Annotated in this window: 14 protein-coding genes and 2 tRNA genes; 10 read left to right on the forward strand and 6 right to left on the reverse strand. The window is 47.4% G+C overall.

Annotation, left to right across the window (positions count from 1 at the left end):
• The first annotated feature begins 3 nt into the window (after positions 1-3).
• Positions 4-1,212, forward strand: a complete 1,209-nt coding sequence (locus E7746_RS00320; protein ID WP_136409451.1) for an L-serine ammonia-lyase — start codon at positions 4-6, stop codon at positions 1,210-1,212.
• Between the two features lie 118 nt (positions 1,213-1,330).
• Positions 1,331-2,065: a potassium channel family protein gene (locus E7746_RS00325; RefSeq protein WP_238337268.1), complete on the forward strand. Its 735-nt coding sequence runs from the start codon at positions 1,331-1,333 to the stop codon at positions 2,063-2,065.
• A 3-nt stretch (positions 2,066-2,068) separates the two neighbouring features.
• Here the strand turns inward: E7746_RS00325 and mfd are convergent, their stop codons facing one another.
• On the reverse strand, positions 2,069-5,413 hold the full coding sequence (gene mfd / locus E7746_RS00330; protein ID WP_136409453.1) for a transcription-repair coupling factor: 3,345 nt from the start codon (positions 5,411-5,413) through the stop codon (positions 2,069-2,071).
• Between the two features lie 3 nt (positions 5,414-5,416).
• Entirely contained in the window at positions 5,417-7,108 is a 1,692-nt protein-coding gene (locus E7746_RS00335; protein ID WP_136409454.1) for a S41 family peptidase, read from the reverse strand.
• Between the two features lie 276 nt (positions 7,109-7,384).
• Here E7746_RS00335 and E7746_RS00340 point away from each other — a divergent pair, with 276 nt between their 5' ends.
• Positions 7,385-9,190, forward strand: a complete 1,806-nt coding sequence (locus tag E7746_RS00340; protein ID WP_136409411.1) for an IS1634 family transposase — start codon at positions 7,385-7,387, stop codon at positions 9,188-9,190.
• Between the two features lie 256 nt (positions 9,191-9,446).
• On the opposite strand, the gene E7746_RS00345 is transcribed toward E7746_RS00340, so the two are convergent.
• Both E7746_RS00345 and E7746_RS00350 read right to left on the reverse strand, forming a co-directional pair.
• Positions 9,447-10,061, reverse strand: a complete 615-nt coding sequence (locus tag E7746_RS00345; RefSeq protein ID WP_136409455.1) for a CatA-like O-acetyltransferase, family 2 — start codon at positions 10,059-10,061, stop codon at positions 9,447-9,449.
• A gap of 173 nt (positions 10,062-10,234) precedes the next feature.
• Positions 10,235-10,322: transfer RNA gene (locus tag E7746_RS00350), tRNA-Ser, on the reverse strand.
• 172 nt (positions 10,323-10,494) lie between these two features.
• On the opposite strand from E7746_RS00350, the gene E7746_RS00355 reads away from it, so the two are divergent.
• The 5 genes from E7746_RS00355 (at position 10,495) to E7746_RS00375 (ending at position 15,291) form a co-directional block, all read left to right on the forward strand.
• Positions 10,495-11,148: a redox-sensing transcriptional repressor Rex gene (locus tag E7746_RS00355; RefSeq protein WP_136409456.1), complete on the forward strand. Its 654-nt coding sequence runs from the start codon at positions 10,495-10,497 to the stop codon at positions 11,146-11,148.
• A gap of 9 nt (positions 11,149-11,157) precedes the next feature.
• Positions 11,158-11,703: an FAA hydrolase family protein gene (locus E7746_RS00360; RefSeq protein WP_136409457.1), complete on the forward strand. Its 546-nt coding sequence runs from the start codon at positions 11,158-11,160 to the stop codon at positions 11,701-11,703.
• Between the two features lie 361 nt (positions 11,704-12,064).
• Positions 12,065-12,140: transfer RNA gene (locus E7746_RS00365), tRNA-Phe, on the forward strand.
• 365 nt (positions 12,141-12,505) lie between these two features.
• Positions 12,506-13,192, forward strand: a complete 687-nt coding sequence (locus tag E7746_RS00370) for a hypothetical protein (RefSeq protein ID WP_136409458.1) — start codon at positions 12,506-12,508, stop codon at positions 13,190-13,192.
• Positions 13,189-15,291 carry a zinc-ribbon domain-containing protein gene (locus tag E7746_RS00375; RefSeq protein WP_136409459.1) on the forward strand — a complete coding sequence of 701 codons (2,103 nt, stop codon included), beginning with the start codon at positions 13,189-13,191 and terminating at the stop codon, positions 15,289-15,291. Before E7746_RS00370 ends, E7746_RS00375 begins: the two co-directional genes overlap by 4 nt.
• A gap of 51 nt (positions 15,292-15,342) precedes the next feature.
• Here the strand turns inward: E7746_RS00375 and E7746_RS00380 are convergent, their stop codons facing one another.
• Both E7746_RS00380 and E7746_RS00385 read right to left on the reverse strand, forming a co-directional pair.
• The gene (locus tag E7746_RS00380) at positions 15,343-15,747 is read right to left on the reverse strand and encodes a hypothetical protein (protein WP_136409460.1); all 405 of its coding nucleotides are present in this window, start codon (positions 15,745-15,747) and stop codon (positions 15,343-15,345) included.
• A gap of 260 nt (positions 15,748-16,007) precedes the next feature.
• Positions 16,008-16,244: a hypothetical protein gene (locus tag E7746_RS00385; protein WP_136409461.1), complete on the reverse strand. Its 237-nt coding sequence runs from the start codon at positions 16,242-16,244 to the stop codon at positions 16,008-16,010.
• A gap of 116 nt (positions 16,245-16,360) precedes the next feature.
• Between E7746_RS00385 and E7746_RS15340 the strand changes: the two genes are divergently transcribed.
• Complete coding sequence (locus tag E7746_RS15340; RefSeq protein WP_317130898.1) at positions 16,361-16,645, forward strand: AlbA family DNA-binding domain-containing protein; 285 nt, start codon at positions 16,361-16,363, stop codon at positions 16,643-16,645.
• A gap of 153 nt (positions 16,646-16,798) precedes the next feature.
• Positions 16,799-17,785 carry an ATP-binding protein gene (locus E7746_RS00390; protein WP_317130899.1) on the forward strand — a complete coding sequence of 329 codons (987 nt, stop codon included), beginning with the start codon at positions 16,799-16,801 and terminating at the stop codon, positions 17,783-17,785.
• Positions 17,786-18,162 lie beyond the last annotated feature (377 nt).

Raw genomic sequence — 18,162 nt, forward strand, 5'->3', positions numbered from 1 at the left:
GTCATGAAGAGCATAAAAGAACTTTATAGAATAGGAACCGGACCGTCGAGCAGCCACACGATGGGCCCGCGTTATGCCGCTCAACAGTTTGCCGCCCGCAATCCCGGAGCATCGACATATCGTGTCACGCTTTACGGCAGTCTTGCAGCTACCGGAAAGGGTCACATGACCGATCGTGCCATAATCGACACATTAAGTCCTACCGCACCGGTGGAGATAGTGTGGCAGCCTCAGATATTCCTGCCGTTCCATCCCAACGGAATGCTTTTTGAAGCCCTTGACAGCGAGGGTAACGTTACTTCCAACTGGACGGTGTTCAGTGTGGGAGGCGGACAGCTTGCCGAAGAGGGAGAAACTCCTACAGCGAGCGATGATGTGTATCACATGAACACCCTTACCGAGATACTCGACTGGTGTCAGCGCACAGGCCGTTCCTACTGGGAATATGTAGAGGAGTGTGAAGGCCCTGAAATATGGGATTATCTTGCCAAGGTGTGGGACACCATGTGCAAGAGTGTCGAGCGCGGCCTCGACCGCGAAGGTGTGCTGCCCGGCCCGCTGCATCTTCCGCGACGCGCAGCCACCTACTATGTGCGCGCATCGGGTTATAAATCCAATCTTCAGTCACGCGGACTGGTGTTCTCCTACGCCCTTGCGGTGTCGGAGGAGAACGCTTCGGGAGGAGAGATCGTGACGGCACCGACCTGCGGATCGTGCGGAGTAGTGCCGGCAGTGCTTTACCATCTTAAAAAGAGCCGTGACTTCTCGGAGGCGCGTATATACCGTGCGCTTGCTACAGCCGGACTCATAGGCAACATCGTTAAGCACAATGCGTCGATAGCCGGCGCCGAGGTGGGCTGTCAGGGCGAAGTGGGCGTAGCATGCGCCATGGCGGCAGCGGCTGCCAATCAGCTGTTTGGGGGCAGTCCCGCTCAGATAGAGTATGCGGCCGAGATGGGTCTTGAGCATCATCTCGGTATGACATGCGACCCTGTGTGCGGCCTTGTCCAGATTCCGTGCATCGAACGTAACGCCTACGCAGCCGCACGTGCGCTTGATGCAAACCTCTATTCGGCATTTACCGACGGCGGGCACCGGGTGTCATTTGACCGCGTGGTCGAGGTGATGAAGCAAACCGGCCATGACCTGCCTTCGATATACAAGGAAACAGGCGAAGGCGGTCTTGCCCGTGACTACGAAATAACGGAATAAGCATAAGAGCCGTTAATATTTATTGTCGAACCGGCATTAAATGACGATATTTTCTCCGCCCCGGTCATAATCAAAACCGGGGCGGAGCTTGTTATAATAGTTACTAATAATGACTGTTATGAGAATATCGGATAGGGATAAGCGAATATTAAGGACTTCACTCTATGTGTTAGTGCTGCTGTTGTCGCTGGCTTTGATCGTATACATATCGATAGACACATTCACCAACGTAAACTTCCTTGAAAACAGGAATTACATGAGATTTCAGCTCCTGGTGTGTGTCGTGTTCATGATTGACTTCTTTGTGGAGCTTGCCCTTGCCGACGACAAGTGGAAATATGTGCGCCGACACTGGTTTTTCTTTCTGCTGTCGATACCCTATCTTAACATAATAGAGATGTTCAATATAAGCTTCTCGCATCAGGAGCTATATTTTATAAGATTCATCCCTCTTGCACGAGGAGCGTTGGCATTGTCGATAGTGATAGGCTATATGACGACCAACCGCATCTCCTCGCTGTTGATGTCATATATCGTAATATTGCTGTCGGTAATATATTTCGCCAGCCTTATATTCCTTGAGAAGGAGCAACCGGTCAACAACATGGTGCCCAATTACGGAGCGGCGCTGTGGTGGGCGTGCATGGATGCTACGACCATAGGAAGCAACATATATCCCGTTACGGTTGTGGGAAAGATACTCGCCGTAATACTCGCCGGCATGGGCATGATGATGTTCCCGTTATTCACGGTCTATGTCACCAACATGGTGCAGCGTTACAACAAGAAGCACTTCCCGAAGATATTCCAGTCGGAATTTGACGACCGTCACATAGAACCGGGATCGGAGTAGCCGTTATATGGTTTCAAGCGACAACACGTTGTTGAGCAGGGCTACGGCTTCCTCGACAGTAGGCACATCGGCTATCGCAAAACTGCGACGGCCGTTTTTTTCGCGTATGCGACAGCGTCGCGGATTAGCTTGCAGGAAGTTGAGCAGTCGGCCAAACATAGGCGACTGGTAGTAGGCCTTGTTGTTGTCGTCGACAAAGTAGATGTACATTGATCCCTGTTTCAGCACTACTTTCTCGATTCCGAGCCTTCGGGCCAGGTAACGCAGACGCGGGATGCGCAACAGTTCGGCTGTTTCCTTGGGAATCTTGCCGAATCGGTCCTCAAGATGAAGCTTGAATTGCTGAAGGTCGAGTTCGCGCTCTATGCCGTCGAGCTCCTTGTAGAGGCTTATGCGTTCGCTCTCCTGAGGCACATATTCGGGCGGAAGCAACAGCTCCATGTCGCTTTCGATCACGCAGTCGGCCACAAATTCCTGTCCGTCGCTCGAGTCGTCGGGCGTGAGAGTGTCGGAGAACTCCTCGTTTTTAAGTTCAAGCACGGCCTCCTTCAATATGCGCTGGTAGGTTTCATAACCGAGGTCGGCAATGAATCCCGACTGTTCGGCTCCGAGAAGGTTTCCGGCACCCCTTATGTCGAGGTCCTGCATGGCGATGTGGATGCCGCTGCCAAGTTCGCTGAAACTCTCAATGGCCTGCAACCGTCGACGCGCAACGGGATTTAGCGGAATGTGAGGCGGCACAAGAAGATAGCAGAAAGCCTTGCGGGAGCTGCGTCCCACTCGTCCGCGAAGCTGATGCAACTCGCTCAATCCGAAGTTCTGAGCGTTGTTGATGACGATTGTGTTGACATTGGGCATGTCGATGCCCGACTCGATTATAGTAGTCGCGAGGAGCACATCGTAGTCGTGGTTGGCGAAGTCGATTATGGCCTTCTCAAGTTTCTCGGGCGGCATCTGTCCGTGGGCTACGATTGTGCGTGCGTCGGGTACGAGCCGGTTTATCATAGCCTCCAGTTCATATAGCCCCTCGATGCGGTGGTTGACGATAAACACCTGTCCGTTGCGCGACATCTCGAAGTTGACGGCTTCAAGCATTATGTCGTCGTTTATAGCGTTGACCGAGGTGAGTATGGGGTAACGGTTGGCGGGGGGAGTGGTTATGGCCGACAGGTCGCGGGCTCCCATCAGCGAGAACTGCAGGGTGCGCGGAATGGGGGTGGCCGACATGGTGAGTGTGTCGACATTGACCTTCATCTGCTTCAGCTTTTCCTTTACGGCGACACCAAACTTCTGCTCCTCGTCGACGATCAGCAGTCCGAGGTCTTTGAATTTGATGTCCTTGCCAATGAGCTTGTGAGTGCCTATGAGAATGTCGATTTTGCCTTCGGCAAGGTCGGCCTTTATCTGTTTCACCTCCTTTGCACTTCGAGCTCGCGAGAGATAGTCGACACGCACGGGAAACTCTTTCAATCGATTCTTGAATGTGTTGAAGTGCTGATAGGCGAGCACCGTAGTGGGTACAAGGACGGCTGTCTGCTTGTTGTCGGTCGCGGCCTTGAAGGCGGCGCGTATTGCAATCTCCGTTTTGCCGAATCCCACATCGCCGCATATAAGGCGGTCCATCGGCCGCGCCGACTCCATGTCGTTTTTAACCGCCTGTGTGGCCGTCAGCTGGTCGGGGGTGTCCTCATAGATGAACGATGCTTCAAGTTCCTGCTGCAGATAGCTGTCGGGTGAATAGGCAAATCCTTTTTCGTCCTTTCGCGCGGCATAGAGTTTGATGAGGTCGCGAGCAATGTCCTTCAGCTTGCTCTTGGTGCGCTCCTTCATCTTGCCCCACGCGCCCGAACCGAGGCGGTTGATGCGCGGTTCCACGCCCTCCTTGCCACGGTACTTGGCAAGCTTGTGCAGCGAGTGGATGCTCACCAGGAGAATGTCGTTGTTGAGGTAGACGAGTTTTATCATCTCCTGCATGCGACCGTTTACCTCGGTGCGTATGAGTCCGCCGAAACGGCCCACGCCGTGGTCGACATGGACCACATAGTCGCCGACCTCTATCTGACCAAGCTCCTTGAGCGACAGTGCAAGTTTTCCCGAGCGGGAGCGGTCGCTCTTCAGATTATACTTGTGGAATCGGTCAAATATCTGATGGTCGGTGAATATACATGCCTTGGTCACGTGGTCGACAAATCCTTCATGGATTGTAGAGATGACGGGAGTGAACTTTATGTCGTCGCCCCGGTCCTCAAATATGGCACGCAGTCGCTCTATCTGCTTTTCGGAGTCGCTGAGAATGTAGACGGTGTAACCGTCGCCGATGAACTTCAGCAGTGAATCGCTGATGAGGTCAAAATTCTTGTGGTAGATGCCCTGCGGCGTACAGCCGAAATCGATTGCGGCCGAAGCTTCGGCATCGGCGTTGGCTGCCGCCGAGAATCGAATCTGGCGCATGTTGTTGAGCGACTCGGCAAACCGGTCGGGCTCGACTACATGCTTGAGAGCGTCCTTGTCGCCCTCGTCGGCTATCAGGGCGCTGTCGCTGAATGTTTCAGTTGCAATAGCCTCGATGCGCTGCAAGGTATAGTCGGCATCGCGCACCCACAGCGGTGTGTCGGCAGGAATGTAGTCAAGAAGCGACTCGCCTTTGCCCTGCTGTGAGACATTGGATGTAATCGATATGCGGTCGTGCTTTGACTCCGAGAGCTGTGTTTCGATGTTGAATGTGCGTATCGACTCGATTTCGTCGCCGAAAAAGTCGATGCGGAAAGGCTCTTCGCAACTGTAGCCGTAGATGTCGAGAATGGAGCCGCGGACTGCGAAATGGCCGGGGTCGTACACGTAGTCAACCTCCTGGAATCCATTTTCACGAAGCCACTTCTCGGTTTCGGCGAGGTCAACGGTGGAGCCTACGGCAAGCTGCAGGGTGTGAGCCTCGATGGTGTCGCGGGTCGCCACATGCTCGGCAAGTGCCTCGGGATAGGTGACGACATAGCGCAGCGAAGGGTCGTCAAACCAGTGGTTGAGCACTTCGGTGCGCATAATCTGCGACGGCGGGTCGACCTGCCCGTATTTTATCGACCTCTTGTAGCCCGATGGAAACATGAGCACCGCGCTCTCGCCAAGCACGCGTGACAAGTCGTGATAGAGGTAGCCGGCGTCATCGAGCGAATCGCCTATAACAAGCATCGGCCTCCCCCGGGAGGGGAGGGCCGACATTAACATTGGTGCCGATGACCCGGCAAGTCCATACAGGGAAATGCGGCGGCAAGAGTTGTCATTTACGGCACTCTCGACCGCTTCACGCCGGCCGGGAGTGAGAATCTTTTCACATAACTGCTTCAGGTCCATCTACTATGAATTCTTCTTTGTAGCAGGAGAGAGTATGGCGTTGTAACGAGCTTTGTCATTAAGGATTACTTCGGCTGAGTCGATTGTGACATCGCGCTTGAGGGTTTCGATCACCTGTCCCTTCTGGTAGTAGTAACGCTTTACGATTTCGCCTGCCAGAATGCCTTCGATGTCCTCGCGGTTGTTGTCGAGGTCGTGGCTGAGGTTGTGCTTCAGCAAGCCTTCGAGTACGGCAAACTCAGCCTTGGTGGAGTCGTTCATGTAGCCTTCGATTTCGGCTGTCGACTTCAGTGCGGCAAGCATCGACTCGCACACCTTGTCGTAGTTGAACTTGTCGGGGTCGATAAATGACTTGAAGTCATTGAAAATCGAGTCGGTGATGACAAAGTCCTCGGCAGCGGCGATTTCGGGATGCTCGGCAGCATACTTTGTGGCGTAATTGAACGCCCAGTTGTCGCTGACGATGTTGTAGGTCAATCGGTTGACTTCGCCGTAGTCGATTTTTACATCGGGGGTTATGCCTCCGCCGTCGCGCACTTCACGACCATGGATGGTGGTGAATACATTGGTGAGCGAGTCGGGAATGCGTGCCACCGAGCCGTCGGGGTTGCGATGGCTGTAGTCGATGGCCTGGATGAGGCGTCCGCTGGGGATGTAGTATTTGGCGATTGTAACCTTAAGCATTCCGTCGTAGGGCAGAGGGCGGGTGGTCTGCACAAGACCTTTGCCATAGGAGCGTGCTCCCATGATTACGGCGCGGTCGAGGTCCTGAAGGGCGCCTGCCGTTATTTCAGAGCTGGAAGCCGAACCCCCGTCGATGAGTACGGCCAGCGGAATTTCAGTGTCGACAGGAGCCGATGTGGTCTTATACACCTTTTCGTTAAGAAGGCCTTTGCCACGGGTGCGCAGAACTTCGGTGTTCTTGGGGACAAAGAGGCCCACAATCTTTACAGCCGCTTCGAGCAAGCCTCCGCGGTTGCCGCGCAGGTCGAGCACTATCGACTTCACATTAGGATTTTTCTTAAGCTCCACAAGTGCGTCCTTCACTTCGCTTGCAGCCTTGTCGGTAAATGAGGTGAGGTAGATGTAGCCTATGTTGTCCTTCAGCACTCCGTAGTAGGGCACTGCCGGCAACTGAATCTTGCGTCGGGTGAGGTCGAATGTCTTTATCGAGTCGGCGACATAGGGTCGCTTCACGGTTACCTGAAGTTTTGTGCCGGGCTGGCCCTTCAGCTTTTCGCTGACTTGCGAGCTGTGCCATCCGATAACCGAGTCGTTGTCGATTTTTAAAATGAGGTCGCCGGGCTTCAATCCCGCTTTCTGGGCCGGACTGCCTTCGTAGGGCTCGGAAATGAACACTCCCTTTCCGGGCATCTCCACAATCATGGAGCCAATACCGGCGTATTCGCCCGAGGTCATCATGGTCAGATCCTCTTGGTCGCTTGCTCCGTAGTACTCGGTATAGGGGTCGATGTCGTTAAGCATGGCCGCAATGGCGATGTTGATCGACTTCTCGGCATCGATAGAGTCTACGTAGTTGGTCTGCAACTCCTTGTATAAGGCGTTGAAAATGTCAAGATTACGAGCTATTTCTCCCTTATTGCTCCGTGTCGCCGCGATAGTTGACATTGCGACAATCACGATGGTAGCCACGACTGCAAGGCGGCTCAACAGTGAATTACGACGATTCTTCATTGTTATCTTTCAAAAATTAAGTTGCTAAGTTACTTAATAATTATAACAATCAAGTCTTAATTTTGTCAAAAAAATCTTCAAGAATTATCGCATCGAGTAAATGATGATTTTGGTGAATCACATTCAGGAAGGTGTTTTTTGACGGTTAAGAGCCGTTAACACGGTAGTTTGACAGTTGCATTTTCATGAATCTTTTTTGCTGGCACGCTTGCACGTGTCAAATTTTATTACTATCTTTGTAGCACCGTGTAGCAATCAACGGCAGGGCGGCATAATATGAAGCTGAAAATAACCAAGACAAAAAAGACTTCCATCCTTTATGTACAGAAGGCATACAGGGACAAGAACGGCAAAAGTACCTCAAGAATCCATGAGCGCCTTGGAACGCTTGAGGAAGTTCGTCAGAGATGCGGAGACAGAGATCCTGTTGAATGGGCCAGGGGATATATCGCCAGGCTTACGGCACAGGAGAAGGAGGGCCGGCAGGTGATAATATCACGTCTGTCGCCCACAAAGCTTATTGAAAAAGGCGAGGCTCAGAGTTGCGAGAGCGGATATCTGTTTCTTAAACGGCTGTACCATAAGGTCGGGATGGACAGGATATGCGAGGCAATCTCACGTAAACATAAGTTCGACTTCGATTTCAACAAAGTTCTGGAGCTGATGGTCTACGAACGGCTTTTGAGACCGGCTTCAAAACTAGGTAATTATCGCAGGAGCGGAAGCTATATCGAGCCTTTTGATATAGAAAAACAGCATATCTACAGGAGTCTGGATATCCTGGACAGACACGGTGAATACATCCAGAAGAGACTTTTCCTTAATTCGTCAAAGGTTGTCGAACGGGATACGACCGTCATGTACTATGACTGCACCAACTATTTTTTCGAGAGAGAATCTGCCGATCCGGACTATGTGACAGACAAAAAAGGGAACGTTCATGAACGTATACGCAAGTACGGAGTCTCCAAGGAACATCGACCGAACCCCATCGTACAGATGGGTATGTTCATCGACAACTCCGGCATGCCGGTTGCGATGTGCATCAATCCCGGCAATGCCAACGAACAGACTACCTTGATTCCAACTGAAAAGATTATAGTTGAGAAGATGGGGGTCAGCAAGATTGTAGTCTGTACAGACGGAGGTCTCTCTTCTGAAGGCAACCGGTCATATAACTCCACAGCAGAAAGATCATTCATAACGGTGCAGTCAATAAAGAAACTGGAGGATAATCTCAGGGACTGGTGTCTGGAACCGACAGGATGGAAACTTGTAAAGTCCGACACGGTACAAAAAGACAAGCGGTACCGGGATGCAGACGAGGATGAACTGGAGTTTGACCTGACTGATGCCGATACTGCCCGTTATTACGGAGACCGCACTTTTTATCGCGAGCGTTGGATTGTCAATGAAAAGACAAAGTTCTCTCAAAGATTGATTGTGACATTTTCATACAAATACCGCGACTACCTCCGATTCCTGCGTCAACGCGAGATTGACAAGGCTGACAGCAATGCACGTGGAAACAGGACATTGACCAAATCTTATAAGAGCCCTGACAGGTTCCTTTCCGAGACCTACGCCACAGAAGACGGCGAGGTTGCGGTATTCAGAACCGTCTCCCTGAATCTTGACGCCATATCAGAAGAAGAAAAATATGACGGCTTCTATGCGATATGTACGGATCTGTCTGACAATGTGACGAAAATCATCGAACTGAACCATAACCGCTGGGAGTCGGAGGATGCCTTCAGGGTCATCAAGACTGACTTCAAGGGTCGACCCGTCTTCGTCTGGACGGCGGAACACATAAGGGCCCACTTCATTGTCTGCTTTATCACACTACTGCTCTTCAGAATAATGGAAAAGGAACTGAACTATAAATACACATCCTCCGCTATAATTGAGAAACTACGGTCAATGACTATGAACATAGTCAAGGGAGAAGGCTACAAGCCTAACTTCACACGGGATGATCTTACCGATGACCTACATGCCAAAGCCGGCTTCAGACTCGACACCGAGATTGTTACTCGTCAGAAAATCAAACAGATTATTGCTAATATTAAAAAAGGTTAAATATAGATAACCCCATTCCAGTGCTACATATATAGACCCTTTTGCACATGGCTTCACGCCAATGTACAAAAGGGTTTGCTCGTTTTTGGACTGTAAAAGATGGGTAATTATAACAATCAAGTCTTAATTTTGTCAAAAAAATCTTCAAGAATTATCGCATCGAGTAAATGATGATTTTGGTGAATCACATTCAGGAAGGTGTTTTTTGACGGTTAAGAGCCGTTAACATTTATTGTCGGACCGGCTCTAAAGGGCGTCAGAACTGCTCTATTTCCTGTTGAAGCAGGTCGAGGAATCGGGCGGCGTGGGCGCCGTCCATCTGCGTGTGATGAAACTGAAACGACAGTGTGAGGGTGGTCTTGAACAGGCTTTTGCGGTATTTGCCCCAGATGATGAAGGGATTGTTGAAAATGCCGCTGTACATCCCCACCGCGCCGTCGATGTCGTATTGCACAAGTGCCGAGGTGCCAATGACCATGCTGTCGGTGAGGTCGTGGTTGATGCATGACTCGGTTACCTGACGGGTAAGGCGCAGGTAGTCGGCATTGAACTGTGACAGGTCGTTGGAGAAGGGTAGGTCACACGAGCTTACTTCGCCCTCGCGGTTGGTGACGATGGTGTTGACAGCTATCGTGTCGTAGCTGAAGAGCTTGTCGCCCACCGGCAGCATGTAGAACTCCTTGACACGGCTTGCGGCCTTGCCTATGCACCAGCACATGAGCATGTTGAATTTAAGTCCTTTCTTGCGGCTGTATTTTACGAGCGGCGACACATTCAGCGTTTTGAACAGTGTCACCATGGGCATTGGCGCTTTCATCCAGGCGTGGAACGCGTAGGCGCGGGTTGTTTCATCGGGATTTACCTCTTTCATGTTTCTGTTATTTTATTGAAAAGTTACTTAGTCGGTTTTTCAGTATTAAACGGAAATGGAATATTGATGAGGATGATACGCCGGAGTCGGGGTACACGTGTGCCCGTGAGGAAGTGTTATAAGGCGGAAAATGCAGCCGGCCTTTAGCGGGTCGGCTGCATTCGTTTGAGTTGCGGAGTGAGGGGGATTCGAACCCCCGATACGCTTTTGGCGTATACACGCTTTCCAGGCGTGCCTCTTCAACCACTCGAGCATCACTCCTTGGTTGAAACCGGTGCAAAGGTAATGATTTATTTTTGATTTGGCATAATAAGTCGAAGTAAATTCATGATGCAACGGCAATAAATCGACTTGATTAATTGAATAAAAAAGCTTAACTTTGTATTCGGTAGACGGAACACGATGGCGTTTTCCCGTACTCTAATACAAGACTATGACCGACGACAAGCGAATAAATCAAATGAGAGAGCAGCTTCCGGAGCCAACGCTCAGGCGTCTGCCGTGGTATCTTGCCTACGTGAGGCTGTTGCTTGACGCAGGAGTGGAGTATGTGTCGTCGACACAGATAGCCAAGGAGATAAATGTCGATGCGTCGATGATAGCCAAGGACTTATCATTCCTTAATATAAAAGGCAAGACACGCATAGGCTATGAGGTGGCTTCGCTTGTGCATGAGTTGCAGGACTTTCTCGGATTCAAGGTGGGGCATAACGCTGTCATGATAGGCGTTGGCAGCCTTGGCGGCGCCCTGATACATGATTCGGGATTGGCTAACTATGGATTGAGGATAGTCGCGGGATTTGACATTCGTCATGATGTCGTGGGCACAACGCTGTGCGGAATCCCCATATATGATATATCGGAACTCGACCAACGGCTCGCCACATTGAATGCCGAAATAGGCGTGATAGCCGTGCCTATCGATCACGCTCAGGAAGTGAGCGACCTGCTTGTCAAGGCCGGCATCAAGGCTTTGTGGAATTTTACGCCGTTCCGCATTACGGCTCCTCAGGATGTGGTGATACAGAATACTTCGATTTATGCCCAGCTGGCGGTGATGTATAACCGCATGGGAAAGCAAATGTAGATTATCACGATGAAAGTGCTTGTTTATGGACGGACTCCGGATGCGCCTTTGTCAGGAAACCAGCGGGTGGACCTTATGCCCGATTCGGCAATAATAAAGGACGGCAAGCCGTTTTTTGTACCCCCGTTTTCGGAACGATGGAATTATAGGGTGGGGATTGTGGCAAGGATATGCCGTCTTGGCAAAAACATAGGACGAAAGTTTGCGCCGCGCTATGTCGACGCTGTAGGAATATGCCTGCTTACCGAGCCGGTTGATGCCATGGAGCGTGCTGCGGCACATAACGCTTTGCTGCAGGCCTACGAAGGTGCAGTGATACTTGGCGATATCAGCCGAAGCGAATTCGGCGTAGCCAAGGTGGGCGACATCGAGCTGACCCTTGGTGACGAGATTGAGAGGATATATGACATAGTAGCTGATGCAAGCCGCTATTGCACAATGAAGATAGGCGACTTGATAGTGTCGTCGTCGATTGCCGGCGGCACTCTTGAAATCGGCCAAGAACTCACCGGAACCATCGACGGCACCCCCGCCTTAACCGTGCGGGTAAGGTGAATCTCCGTGATGATTTTGTGGGTTGTTGGGGCGGTTTTGTGTTGGGTGATATTGTGAAGAGCCGAAAATGTTGAATTGCATGATACTGAAGGATGATATTTGTGATTTTGTCGTTTGTTGATTGGTTTTGGGGCATTGTCTTTGATGTGATTTGTTTGCTGATGCAGTATCTTTCTTGTTGTTAGCGGTTTATGCTGTTGCTGCGTGGGCTTTGTGGAGTGCAGAATGTTGTTCCTATAAGGCGTTTTAAGGGATATTTAAGATTGTTTTAGTGGATTATTTTGCGAAAGAGGCGATTTTTGTTCAAATAAATTTGGCCAATTGAAAAAATAGCCCTACCTTTGCAACGCAAAAAGGCAATGGTGCCATAGCTCAGTTGGTAGAGCAAAGGACTGAAAATCCTTGTGTCCCCGGTTCGATTCCTGGTGGCACCACCAAAGACCGCTAATTCTCAATGAGTTAGCGGTCTTTTATTCATCTACACCCCTCCGAGTCACCACAAAAGTCACCACGTCCCACTTAATTTATTGATACAACGCACTTTATGTATGTTGTGGTGTATGCATATCTATAAGTCTTAATTTCTAACCCGCTGATATTCAGAAATTGGACGACAACTATTCATCTTCGTTCACCACCGTTCAACTCCACCAAAACATCTCAACAATCCAAACTTTAACAGACTTTAACCATATCGGAGCCTCTAAAATGTGGTGACCTCAGCCAAATTTTCGCCGGGTCACCACGTTAATTAGCCATATTATCATAAAAATGTCGTACCTTTGTAAAAAATAGTAATACAATGAATGATACAATATATGTAGAACCCTTTTATGCGTCGCCATCATCTTTCCTCAACTCTACATTTTTTCAGACATGCGTTTTGATCGCAACTTTGATTGGAACCCTTTTCTTGACATGGTATCTTTATAATAAAAAAGTAAAGGAGTCTGTTAGAGCGGCCACTACTATTCTGATTTTACAAATCAAAAATATTGAACGCAATATAGAATATCTAAAGGCACATGGTATCACTGGCACAGCCATAAATGAGACTCCACTACATTATTCCATACCAATATTTGAAGAGAATGCTTGGGAAAAATATAAACATTTATATGCAACAAAGCTACCCAGTTCAGATTTCTCTTCAATAGAAAAATTCTATGAGACTGCACTGGCAATAAAAACCACCCAACTCTTTATAAAAAGAAAAATAGAGGAGAGCCTTTACGCAAAAGCTAATTGCTACTATAACATGGAATATAATCGCGTCAACATGTCAATTATTTTTAATGAGATTGATAATGCTCGATTATTCAATGATATAGATCGAATTCGATCTATTTATGGTGCGGTTCACATACAAACATACATGCCCATAGAGTTTTATAATGGCTTGAGTCAGGGATTGAATAGCTATTTCCGCCTTTCAGGGACTACGACATTGGGCAATTTGCGAAAAAAAGGACATCTCGGCAAAGAATGAACAACGATATCGAAAGCTTATATTCAGAACTGGCATCATTATGGGACAATGACCTTAATGAGGTAAGGCCAGATAGTGTATCCATCGGTTCACATCTTCAGGCATATTGGAGTTGTGCAATTTGTGGATATTCATATCCACGTGAGGTTCAGAATCAAGTGAAAATATATCGGCAACGAGGAACAAACAATATTTGTCCTATTTGTCGAGGCAAGAGGGTCATTCCAGAGTTCAATAGCCTTAAGGCTCGTCATTCAGATATAGTAGAGGCAGAATGGGACTATGATAAGAATAGTGTTTCTCCAGATGAAATTGCCCCTCATACCAATAAGAAAGTTTGGTGGCTATGTCCTAATAGGCATTCTTATCCAAGTTCGCCCAATAACAAATTAAATGGAGGTGGAGATTGCCCTTATTGTAGCCATCAGAAGGTTTCTCCGGAAACATCTTTGTCCGCTACTTATCCTGAGATTGCTAAAGAATGGCATCCCACTCGGAATAATTATGGCCCTGAGGATGTACTTCCACAAAGCAATATAGAAGTATGGTGGAAATGTTCGGTATGTGGGAATGAATTTAAGAAAAAAGTCTATCAAAGGATACAATCGCCATTTGGATGTAAAGAGTGTAATAAAGGGAGGCAGACTTCTGTATCTGAACAGATTGTGTTTAGCTTTCTTTCCCAATACTTCCCAAATGCCGTAAACACGTATAAGATTGATCGAAATACTGACGTTGATATTTTCTTACCCTCGATAAACGTAGGTATTGAATATGATGGCGCAATATACCACAAAAACAGATTGGATAAAGATATTGCTAAAACGGAAAGGATTGTGTCTCATGGAATCAAACTAATTAGGATTAGAGAAGAAGGATGTCCACTATTGTGTATGGATGGGTGTATCTGCGTTGAAACAGGTGATACCCCAAATTCTTTAGAGGAAAAGTTGCCAATACTTCTGGAAGTCCTTAGCCAAATGGCTAACAAGCATTTTAACCTGAAGAATTTTGATTTTCAATTGATGCTTCGTAAGTTAAAGTCTGAGTTTTCAACAGTTCCTTATGATAAAAGTTTAGAAGCGTATATCGAAAAACTTCAGCATGATGGCAAGTCTCTCGCAGCTATCTGGGATAAAAACAGGAACGGCAGACTGACCCCAAGACACGTTACCACAAAATCCGCACTCGTGGTTCATTGGTTGTGTCCCAATGATTCAACCCATAAAGGTTGGAGTGCGCCTATTCATTCTGTAGTAAACGGATATGGATGCAAGATCTGTTCTAACCGCCAACGATATACAACCGAAGAATGGGTTATAGAGGCTAAAAAAATTCATGGAGATAAGTATGATTATTCTCAATCAAGATATGTGGATGCTTCTACCTCAATTGACATAATTTGTTCAATACATGGCATTTTTTCGCCCCCAGCAGGACAACATCTTGCAGGAAGAGGATGTCCATATTGTGCAGGACAAGCATTTCATCATGCCGATACTATTACCATAGCTTATCCTGAATTAGCCAAAGACTGGGACATTGAAAATAATATTACTAAATATAACATAACTCCAGATAAGGTTAGTTATCACGATACACGAGAGTTTTACTGGCATTGTAACTATGGCAAACCACATAGCTATAGGGCAACTATCTGGAGTAGGATAAATTTAGGTTCAAAATGTGCAGTTTGTCATGGCAAACAAGTAACCTATGACACGAGTTTAGCATACTTAAATCCCCTGCTGGCTGCTGAGTGGTGTGCCGAAAATGATAAAACTCCTGACGAAGTCACCCCTAAATCGGACTATGAAGCGTTATGGAAATGTCCCAATCCGAACCATCCGCCTTATAGACAAAAGGTGGAAGTCAGGTCAAGAGGAACGGGGTGCATATACTGTTCTCGCTATGGTAAAAAGCATCCAAAAGATTACGAGGATGAATTAAAAGCAATACATCCCAATATTAAATTATTGAGGCCATTTGCCAAAACTTCGATTCGAGTGGAATGCCAATGTAAGATATGTAATCATGTATGGACGCCATTCCCATATCAATTATTGAAAGGGAAAGGATGCCCCATATGTCGAAAATAGTAAGCGGATATTTTGAATACTATTGGAGTTGAATATCAATAGAAGATGCTATCAATTGTTTTCACGACGATACTCATAAATATCATTGTTGCTCAATGATTTTATTACCAATATGTCATCTTTGAATTGAATAATTTTATAGTACATGGTGTCATTCATCTCCATACCTTTTCCAAAGTCCGACATATGAAGTGTGATTAACTGCAACGAATCATTCGATACACCCCATTTCCCATTTAATTGCAAAGTTGCTTTCCCACTGTAATCAGAGATTTCATATTTTGACACATCCCTAGTTGATGAGTGTACAAACGTAGAATCTTCATAAAGATTCAAGTTAATCTCACTATCATCTTGTGTGCGATGATAATTACCTATCAATTCCTGCCTTGTGTTCTGCCCACAGGAAACGCACAACAATGCTATAAGCAACAAGTTATGTAATAATATCTTCATATATCATCAGAAAGATTAAATTTGAAACCAAAGATATATCACAGTTCTATCGTCTTATGGTAACATTGTATCACTCGACAACAGTAATGAATTATATCCTTAAGACTATTCATTGCAAAATTAATAAAATTTCGATTAACTCACAATTTATTGGGAGAGATATTGTTTAAAACTTAAATGTATGCCGCTATTGCCGCTACTCACCATCAAAATACATACGCCCCCGAAATTGCAGATGCTTATCTCGGTGTCGTTGTCGGTTAGTGGAGTTTGGGGCCTTTGCGTTGTTGCTTGGCTTTCTGCTCGTCCTTGAAACGGCGTTTGGCTTCCTCGAAGCTCATGCCGGGGTGCAATTCAAGGAAGTGCTTGAAATCGTCCGGCATTCCGTAACCGTTGGCGAAGCCTTGTTCTTCTGGACTGTTTCCACCGAGAGAGGGCGATGAGAAACGGATTCCGGCCCCTTGCGATGACGGTGTGTGGGATTTCCTTGCAGCCAACTGTCGCCGGAATGTTTTGGAGATAAGGCAAGTCTGTGTCGGATAAAATGCAGGCTGTGGAAAGGTTGGATGATATATTTTTTGTAATTTTGCATATATAGAATCAAGAAATCCGAATGATAGCTAAAGAGGATATATTGGAATTGCTGAAGTCCACCGAATCTTATCGGGTGGAACGTACTATCAGCACGGGCAACATGGACAAGTTCTGTGAGGCCATTTGTGCTTTTGCAAATGATATGCCCGGCTCCCGCAAGAACGGCTATCTGATTATCGGAGCAAAAGATAATGGCAGTATTGCCGGTATGAAAGTTGATGATGCCCTGCTTAAGAAGATTGCGGGCATCCGTTCTGACGGCAATATTCTCCCGTTGCCTGCCATGTCAGTCGAACGTTTTTAATTCCCGGAAGGCGATTTATTGGTTGCCGAAGTCAGACCATCCGATTTACCTCCTGTTCGCTATCGTGGTAGGGTATTTATTCGTGTCGGGCCTCGCAGGGATATTGCGACGGAAGCAGAAGAGAGAGTACTTGCGGAGCGTCGCTGTTCTTTCATGGCAACCTTTGACGCGACACCTTGTTTAAACGCCAAACTGGAAGATTTGGACCTCGATTACATCAAGATCAGATATCTCCCGATGGTGTTTGATGAAGGAACTCTCGCGGACGACAAACGCGACATCAAGGAACAACTCGCGTCAATACACCTCTATGACCGTGACAACGACTGCCCTACATATGCCGGCATAATACTTTTCGGCATCAATCCCAAATACTTTCTTCTCGGCGATTACGTGCAGTTTGTGCGGTTTGCTGGGAAAGACAAAGGTGGAGACATTCTTAATGAACGCCAGTTTGCCGGACCCCTATATCGAATGTTGCCGACACTGGAATCATTTGTAAAGGATGCCATCATCACACAGCGTCCGGTTCCCGAATCGCTATTCCGTGAACGCACTGTCTGGAATTATCCCGAAGGTGCTATCCGAGAATTGCTGATGAATGCCTGTATGCACCGTGATTACCAAGCGAATATGCCTATTCGCCTGTATCAGTTTGATGACTATATCGAATTGATGAATGCCGGTGGACTATATGGCGAAGCCCGTCCTGAGAACTTCCCGTCGGTCAATGACTATCGCAACCCACTCGTGGCAGAAGCCATGAGAGTGATGAAATATGTCAACAAATTCAACCGTGGCGTTACCCGTGTGCAGGAGATGCTTAAAGATAACGGTAATCCGCTCGCAGAATTTGATGTAAATACAATCACTGCCTTCCGTGTCAATGTCCATGCTACAATGGGCTCTGACTTGTCGAAGGGCACAAGTCAACCCCTAAGTCAATCGATTGAGGAAAAGATTGTAGAATTCTGCAAAGAGCCACGTTCATTAACCGAGATAATGCGATATCTTGGATATAAGGACAGAGTGAAGTTTAAGAAGAAATACATTAATCCTTTATTGGGATTCACTTTGACTATGACAATCCCTGAAAAGCCAAATAGCCGAAATCAAAAGTATGTTGTACGGCATGAATAATATTAACTTTATGCCTGACTTGATGCTTAAGCCACAAGTCAGGCATCAAGTTAACACCTTGTGCAAAATGCCCATAATGCCATAAGATATCAATGGAGCAAGTGATATTATCCCTACGGATTGCCACAAAGTTGTGGCGGAATTGGCACGATTCAATCGAATTGTGGCTGTAGGTGGCTAAAGGTGTAGCAGTTTTTCTGCGTTTAATTAGGGATATTCAGTTAATGGCTTGATTTATCAAGCTGAAAATGGAGCGTGGTCGCCCTATGGCGGTGCTGTTTTGATTATGAGGGCAAATTTTCAATTCTCGGCGATAAAATATGACATTTCGGACAAATAGGGATACACTGATTCGCCTCCGATGTGCTTCGGAGATG

The sequence above is a fragment of the Muribaculum gordoncarteri genome (genome assembly GCF_004803695.1).
In the GTDB taxonomy this organism is placed as follows: Bacteria; Bacteroidota; Bacteroidia; order Bacteroidales; family Muribaculaceae; genus Muribaculum; species Muribaculum gordoncarteri.

Excerpts from the sequence above, each read along its gene's own strand:
- E7746_RS00320 (WP_136409451.1), top strand. The coding sequence starts at position 4 with ATGAAGAGCATAAAAGAACTTTATAGAATAGGAACCGGACCGTCGAGC.
- E7746_RS00325 (WP_238337268.1), top strand. The coding sequence starts at position 1,331 with ATGAGAATATCGGATAGGGATAAGCGAATATTAAGGACTTCACTCTAT.
- mfd (WP_136409453.1), bottom strand. The coding sequence starts at position 5,413 with ATGGACCTGAAGCAGTTATGTGAAAAGATTCTCACTCCCGGCCGGCGT.
- E7746_RS00335 (WP_136409454.1), bottom strand. The coding sequence starts at position 7,108 with ATGAAGAATCGTCGTAATTCACTGTTGAGCCGCCTTGCAGTCGTGGCT.
- E7746_RS00340 (WP_136409411.1), top strand. The coding sequence starts at position 7,385 with ATGAAGCTGAAAATAACCAAGACAAAAAAGACTTCCATCCTTTATGTA.
- E7746_RS00345 (WP_136409455.1), bottom strand. The coding sequence starts at position 10,061 with ATGAAAGAGGTAAATCCCGATGAAACAACCCGCGCCTACGCGTTCCAC.
- E7746_RS00355 (WP_136409456.1), top strand. The coding sequence starts at position 10,495 with ATGACCGACGACAAGCGAATAAATCAAATGAGAGAGCAGCTTCCGGAG.
- E7746_RS00360 (WP_136409457.1), top strand. The coding sequence starts at position 11,158 with ATGAAAGTGCTTGTTTATGGACGGACTCCGGATGCGCCTTTGTCAGGA.
- E7746_RS00370 (WP_136409458.1), top strand. The coding sequence starts at position 12,506 with ATGAATGATACAATATATGTAGAACCCTTTTATGCGTCGCCATCATCT.
- E7746_RS00375 (WP_136409459.1), top strand. The coding sequence starts at position 13,189 with ATGAACAACGATATCGAAAGCTTATATTCAGAACTGGCATCATTATGG.
- E7746_RS00380 (WP_136409460.1), bottom strand. The coding sequence starts at position 15,747 with ATGAAGATATTATTACATAACTTGTTGCTTATAGCATTGTTGTGCGTT.
- E7746_RS15340 (WP_317130898.1), top strand. The coding sequence starts at position 16,361 with ATGATAGCTAAAGAGGATATATTGGAATTGCTGAAGTCCACCGAATCT.
- E7746_RS00390 (WP_317130899.1), top strand. The coding sequence starts at position 16,799 with ATGGCAACCTTTGACGCGACACCTTGTTTAAACGCCAAACTGGAAGAT.